This window comes from Neobacillus sp. NPDC097160 (assembly GCF_044762155.1).
Classification (GTDB): domain Bacteria; phylum Bacillota; class Bacilli; order Bacillales; family Cytobacillaceae; genus Neobacillus.
Genome location: NZ_JBIWDU010000021.1, coordinates 94,538 through 100,804, shown reverse-complemented (window position 1 = coordinate 100,804; position 6,267 = coordinate 94,538). Strand labels below are relative to the sequence as shown.

9 protein-coding genes are annotated in these 6,267 nt (G+C 39.0%); 3 read left to right on the top strand and 6 right to left on the bottom strand.

The window, feature by feature from the left end; all coding sequences use genetic code 11:
- Positions 1-156: 156 nt before the first annotated feature.
- Both ACIQXV_RS25135 and ACIQXV_RS25130 read right to left on the bottom strand, forming a co-directional pair.
- Positions 157-1,029: an SDR family oxidoreductase gene (locus ACIQXV_RS25135; protein WP_402963605.1), complete on the bottom strand. Its 873-nt coding sequence runs from the start codon at positions 1,027-1,029 to the stop codon at positions 157-159.
- A 106-nt stretch (positions 1,030-1,135) separates the two neighbouring features.
- Positions 1,136-1,627 (bottom strand): YajQ family cyclic di-GMP-binding protein, encoded by a 492-nt coding sequence (locus tag ACIQXV_RS25130; RefSeq protein WP_402963624.1) that lies wholly within the window; start codon positions 1,625-1,627, stop codon positions 1,136-1,138.
- Positions 1,628-1,765: 138 nt separating this feature from the next.
- Here ACIQXV_RS25130 and ACIQXV_RS25125 point away from each other — a divergent pair, with 138 nt between their 5' ends.
- Positions 1,766-2,629 (top strand): CvfB family protein, encoded by an 864-nt coding sequence (locus tag ACIQXV_RS25125; protein WP_402963602.1) that lies wholly within the window; start codon positions 1,766-1,768, stop codon positions 2,627-2,629.
- A gap of 73 nt (positions 2,630-2,702) precedes the next feature.
- On the top strand, positions 2,703-2,834 hold the full coding sequence (locus ACIQXV_RS25120) for a DUF3941 domain-containing protein (RefSeq protein WP_007087076.1): 132 nt from the start codon (positions 2,703-2,705) through the stop codon (positions 2,832-2,834).
- Positions 2,835-2,937: 103 nt separating this feature from the next.
- Here ACIQXV_RS25120 and ACIQXV_RS25115 read toward each other — a convergent pair whose 3' ends face one another.
- Positions 2,938-3,798 (bottom strand): DegV family protein, encoded by an 861-nt coding sequence (locus ACIQXV_RS25115; protein WP_402963598.1) that lies wholly within the window; start codon positions 3,796-3,798, stop codon positions 2,938-2,940.
- Positions 3,799-3,900: 102 nt separating this feature from the next.
- Between ACIQXV_RS25115 and ACIQXV_RS25110 the strand changes: the two genes are divergently transcribed.
- The gene (locus ACIQXV_RS25110) at positions 3,901-4,743 is read left to right on the top strand and encodes a YitT family protein (RefSeq protein WP_402963595.1); all 843 of its coding nucleotides are present in this window, start codon (positions 3,901-3,903) and stop codon (positions 4,741-4,743) included.
- Positions 4,744-4,787: 44 nt separating this feature from the next.
- Here ACIQXV_RS25110 and ACIQXV_RS25105 read toward each other — a convergent pair whose 3' ends face one another.
- From ACIQXV_RS25105 to ACIQXV_RS25095, 3 genes are all read right to left on the bottom strand, one after another.
- Complete coding sequence (locus tag ACIQXV_RS25105) at positions 4,788-4,973, bottom strand: DUF3813 domain-containing protein (RefSeq protein WP_402963592.1); 186 nt, start codon at positions 4,971-4,973, stop codon at positions 4,788-4,790.
- A 1-nt stretch (position 4,974) separates the two neighbouring features.
- Positions 4,975-5,127, bottom strand: coding sequence for a hypothetical protein (locus ACIQXV_RS25100; RefSeq protein ID WP_169802772.1), 153 nt, complete (start codon positions 5,125-5,127; stop codon positions 4,975-4,977).
- A gap of 113 nt (positions 5,128-5,240) precedes the next feature.
- A complete protein-coding gene (locus tag ACIQXV_RS25095; RefSeq protein WP_402963589.1) occupies positions 5,241-6,053 on the bottom strand; it encodes a Cof-type HAD-IIB family hydrolase in 813 nt (270 codons plus the stop codon).
- Positions 6,054-6,267: the final 214 nt, after the last annotated feature.

Sequence of the window (6,267 nt, the reverse complement as noted above, 5' to 3'; positions counted from 1 at the left end):
GAGAATTGTCCAGCTCCAGCGCCCTAGCGGCTAGTGTCCTTCGCTCTCCGCCCTACGATAAGTCAACATCGAATCGCCTCCGGCTCTTCGTGTTTACTTTATCTCAGTTGGAGTGCTCCAGGCCATACGCCGCTGACCAGGGCGCTTGCGCTTTTCTTATCCATTCACAATCGTCCCGCCATTTACGTGAATCATTTGCCCGCTGACATAGGTAGAGTCATCGCAGGCTAGGAATACATAGGCAGGTGCAAGCTCATAAGGTTGTCCGGCCCGCCCCATTGGGGTAGTTGATCCAAATGTCGCGACCTTATCTTCGGTAAATGTCGATGGGATCAGCGGTGTCCAGATGGGTCCCGGGGCTACACCATTTACGCGGATCTCCTGTTGTGCGAGTGATTTTGCTAACGACCGGGTAAAGGAGACAATTGCTCCTTTTGATGCAGAGTAATCAAGTAATTGTTCATTCCCCTCATAGGCCGTAATCGAGGCAGTGTTAATAATCGATGCCCCTTTCTTTAAATAAGGCAGAGCCATTTTGGTCATATAAAAGAAAGAAAAAATATTGGTGCGAAATGTCTTTTCCAGCTGTGCGGATGTAATATTTAGCAGGCTTTGTTGTGGATGCTGCTCCGCTGCATTGTTTACAAGAATATCAAGTTTACTAAATTGATCGATTGTTTTATTAACGATCTCCTTACAAAAATCCTCATTGCCAATATCGCCTGCAAACAGGAGACAGCTGCGTCCTTCTGCTTCGATGAGCTGCTTTGTTTCCTCGGCATCCTGGTGTTCTTCCAGATAAACCACTGCGACATCCGCGCCCTCTTTAGCAAAATAAACCGCAACAGATTTTCCAATTCCGCTATCTCCTCCAGTAATAATGGCTGTTTTACCGGTTAATTTACCTCCAGCTTTATAATTGGGATCAACAAAAATCGGAAGAGGATTCATTTCACTTTCTATTCCAGGCTGATGGTTTTGATGCTGCGGCGGGAATGTCTGCTTTTGTTGATTTTGATTACTGCTCATTTCTAAAACCTCCGTAACTTTATTCATGTGTTAGTTTTAGATAAATGAGCTAATTTATGAAAAAAATAAAAAAGGCAAAAGGATTTAACTCCTTACGCCCTTATCCTTACCGGTAATTGATGAATTGGACATCGATGCTAAGGTCAGCTTCACGTACCAAAGCGATGATTTTTTGCAAATCATCTCGGTTTTTACCGCTGACCCGAACTTGATCGTCCTGTACTTGGCTTTTAACTTTTACACCGCTATTTTTAATAATCGTATTTATCTTTTTGGCATTTTCTTTATCGATTCCTTGAGCAATTTTGGCTCTTTGACGCACGGTGCCTCCTGAAGCCCTTTCGATTTTCCCGTAATCAAGATTCTTTACAGGAACACCTCGTTTAATTAATTTACTAAACAATACATCCTTTAATTGATCCATTTTATATTCGTCGTCAGAAATGAGGACCAGCTCTTCCTTATCAAGCGATACTTCACTTTTGCTGCCCTTAAAGTCGTAACGGGTACCGATCTCTTTCATTGTTGCTGTAATGGCATTTGTGACTTCGGTAAATTCAACTTTGGATACAATATCAAATGAGCTGTCTTTAGACATCATCTTAACCTCCATTTTAAATGTAATAGAAACATTAGCCTCTGCAAAAGTTTCCCTTTATGGGTACATTATAGTAAAATATATCAGTCTAAACAACCTACAGGAAAAATCTCCGAAAAAAGAAAAGGGGAGTTATATATGACACTCAACGAACTAATAGGTCAAGCAACCACGCTAACTGTTGAGCGGAAAGCGGACTTTGGCTATTTTTTATCAGATGGAAATGAAGATGTTTTATTGCATAGTAACCAAGCACATCAAGAATTAGCGGAAGGGGACGAAGTTGAAGTCTTTTTATTTGTGGATTCACAAGGAAGAATCTCCGCTTCGATGACGATTCCAGAAATATCGGTGGGCAGCTACGCCTGGGTAAAGGTGACAGACACTAATCCGAAAATCGGTGTATTTTTAAATATAGGTTTGCCTAAAGATATTTTATTAGGTGCCGATGATCTTCCTGCACATCAATCAGTCTGGCCGAATGTAGGGGATTTAGTCTATGTTACTTTAAGGGTAAATCGCAATCATCTGATTTATGCAAAGCTGGCAAGTGATCAGATCATTCAATCCATATCCACCGAAGCAACAAGAAAAGATTTTAACAAAAATGTACAAGGACATATTTACCGAACAGCAAAAGTCGGAAGCTGGGTCTATACAATTGAAGGCTTTAAAGGGTTTATTCATGAATCACAGCGGCCAAAAGAGCCTCGTTTAGGTGAAAAGGTAGAAGGGCGGATTATTGACGTCAAGGAAGATGGAACCATTAACGTTTCCATGCTAGCAAGAAAAGAGGAATCACAAGACTTGGATTCAGAAAAAATTTATGAATATTTAATGAGTAGAAATGGTGCGATGCCGTATAATGATAAAAGCACGCCGGAAGATATTCAAGAACGATTTGGCTTAAGCAAAGGGGCATTTAAGCGTGCCCTTGGAAAGTTAATGAAAGAGGGCAAAGCATACCAAGAAGGCAGCTGGACATATGTAAAAAAAGATTAATCGATTTTTACATACTCTTATTCTTGATGACAGACAATAAGATTGTTGCAAGAATTTTGAAAGGGGTACGAAAATGCCGCACACTTCTGATAACGATAAAAAAGCAAAAGACAATAATGCTCTTCACCACGAAAAGAATATGATGCGTGAAAAAAATCGTCAGGCAGGTAAAAACCAATACTCTAAAAAAACGGATCATAAATAAGAAAAGCGGAAGGGCGCTAGAGCTGGACAATTCTCAAAGTCGAAATTCTTTCTTATCTTATAAAAAAATGAGTGAGGTGACACCTCACTCATTTTTATTAATATTATGATGGCAGCTTCTTTAAAAAGAAAATGGAAATAGTGCCCGCACCTGTATGGGCCCCAATGGCTGAGCCAATCTCAGAGATATAAACTGCTTTAGGATGAAACTCTTCCTCCATCATTGCTTTAACTTCCATTGCTGTTTCTTCATTATCTGCATGACTGATTCCAATGACTTGCTCCTGCAAATTTGCCCCTCGTTCATTCATGATTTCAATTAACCTACGGAATACTTTCTTTTTTCCTCTGATTTTCTCAATCGGAACAAGTTTGCCGTTTTCCATATTTAAGATTGGCTTAATATTTAATAATCCACCCAAAAACGCGGAAGCTTTAGAAACCCTGCCGCCTTTTGCCAAATAATCTAAATCCTCGACAGTAAAAATATGCTCCATATGTTGGCTTCTAAATAGTACATCTTCTAAAATCTTTTCTTTTGAAGTATTAACTGAAGCGAGACTTGCTGCTTCTTGAACGATAAGGCCAAATCCAAGCGAAGCACATTTCGTATCGACAATCGTTAATTGAAAGTTTGGATATTTTTCCTTCACTTGGTCAAGAATCATAACAGCGGTTGAATATGTACCGGATAACTCAGAAGAAAAGGCAATGTAGATTCCATCTTCATTCTTTTCCGCCATTTCTGTAAAGACTTCCTGAAACAAAAGAGGAGATACTTGAGATGTTTTCGGAACAATCCCACTGCGGATGGCATCATAGACAGTTTTTGGATCAATGGTTTTTACATCTTCAAATTCCTGTTCATTAATTTCAACCTTTAATGGAAACAATGTAACATGATTTTCTTCATAAAAACTTTTAGGTAAATCGCATGCGCTGTCAGCGAGTATTTTTACCGGCATGAAGCTCACCTGCTTTCACAACTTATATTGTTAGTTTCAGTTTATCGGTTTAGATTAAAAAATACAATTACCTAATTTGAGATTTAAAAGGGGGACATACCAGTGATTTGGCTGCAATCGAAAAAATTATTTATTGTAATAGTAGGCGCGTTATTAAATGCGCTTGCCATGAATTTATTTCTCATCCCTGCTAATGTTTACTCCAGCGGTTTTACAGGAATTGCGCAATTACTTTCGAAGGTCATAAGTGATTATACACCAATACAGGTTTCTATGGGTTTTTTATTACTTGTGCTAAATATTCCTGTAGCCATTCTTGGATGGAGGAAGGTTGGAAAGTCATTTACGATATATAGTTTTATAAGTGTTGTCCTTTCCTCATTATTTCTCACAATAATTCCAATCCACAAATTTTCACAAGATATTTTACTTAATGCAGTATTCGGTGGTGTCATTCAAGCTGTTGGGGTTGGAATTACCTTAAAATGGGGAGCTTCCACTGGCGGTGTCGATATCATCGCTATGGTATTATCAAGGATGAAGGATAAACCCGTTGGGCCCTATATGTTTGCCTTAAACGCGATTATAGTAATGACCGCTGGGTATTTATATGGGTGGGAGAAAGCCCTTTACACCCTTGTTGTTTTGTATGCCTCGACAAGAGTAATTGATGCGATACATACAAGGCACGCAAAACTAACAGCGATGATTATTACCAAAAATGCGGAAGAACTTAAAAAAGCCATTCATGCTTCACTGGTAAGAGGAATCACGATGATTCCCGCTAAAGGGGCATTTTCCAATGAAACAAAAGATATGATGATGATTGTAATCACCCGCTATGAACTTTATGATTTGGAGAAAATAATAAGGGAAGTGGATCCCCACGCCTTTACTAACATCGTTCAAACAACGGCAGTATATGGTTTTTTTCGGCGAGAATAAAAGAAAAGCGGAAGCGCCACAACAAGGTGCTTCCGCTTTTCCCGCTATTGGATCTGTTCAAGCTCTTGTTGCATTTGTTGGAGCTGGGCTTGCTCTGCTACAGTCGAGTTTGCGAATGCAGAACTTAGGGCATTTTTTGCTTTTGCGACTGCAGAATCAAGGTCATTTGGGTTAGCGAATTTCGCCATCTCCACAAATCTTCGTGCTTCCTGGAATAATTGGTTACCCATTTTATATTCCTCCGAGCGAGGATTCATGCACATTGGCCATCTTCTGAGCTTCTGCTTCAGCGTAGGTCATGTGGTAAGGAATACGTTCGGCATGTTTGTTGACAGTATCCTTTCCTTGCTGGACAAAGCGTTTTGATTTGTTTGATTTACCCATTCGAATCCCTCCAATATGCTCAAAGCTCATATTGAAACAGCAACGCTGCCTCAAAAATAGTATGCTCCAAATGGGATAGGTTCAATTAGGTAAACAATGGTGAAAACACGTTATTATTTTATATTTAACAAATCCGCCAAATATTGACCTACTCCGTCTTCTTCATTACTAAGGGTCACATCATTGGCGATATTTTTTACTTGATCAATGGCATTCCCCATTGCAATCCCATGTCCGGCATATTCAAGCATTTCCAAATCATTATCCTCATCGCCAAATGCAACTATCCTTTCAGCTGGTATCCCAAAGTAATCAGCCGCCTTTTTTAAGCCAACAGCCTTGTTTAAACCAACCTTAATAATTTCGATAACATGCCATGGGGCTGCCCAGCTTCGTTGCTCAATCACTTCAGCATGCACCTCAGATAGATGGTCACGAATCTGTTTAAGCTGATCTTCCTCTGTGTGGATCAGCATGCTTGTAGGTGAATCGTTTAGAAAATTTTGTAGATCACCTGTGGTGATTTTTGGATTGCCAAAGCTAAAAATATCTAATAGCTTTTCATCGTGATAATGAAAATAAACATCGTCTATCACTTCGGCGATAATATTATGAAAATGAAAACTTCTGCATGCCTCGACAATGTCTTTTGCTACCTTGATATCAAGCGGCTCATGATAAAATCCCCAGTTATTGTTGCGTGGGTGATGCATGAATGCGCCGTTAAAATTAACAATTGGTGTGTCTAGCTCCAATTCGTGATAATACATTTCACTGGAACGATAAGGTCTTCCGGTTGCAATCATGACAATGTGGCCTTCCGCTCTTGCTTTTTGGATTATTTCCTTATTTTTAGGGGAAATTGTTTTATCATCTTTTAACAATGTTCCATCTAAATCTAATGCGATTAAATGTCTCTCTGCCATATGAACTCCTTCTAATTTTGAATTTCATTAAATGAAAGCAATGATTTAGGAAAAAATTTGTTTACATGATAAACTAGATTTAAGATAACTTTTTCAAACGAATAGAAACTTTTTATCTCTATACTCCCTATGTTAACAATTTTATATCTAAACTGTAAAAAAATTCACACCAAAGGCCATTAAAAGACTATATACTTTTGGAAGTAGATTTAAT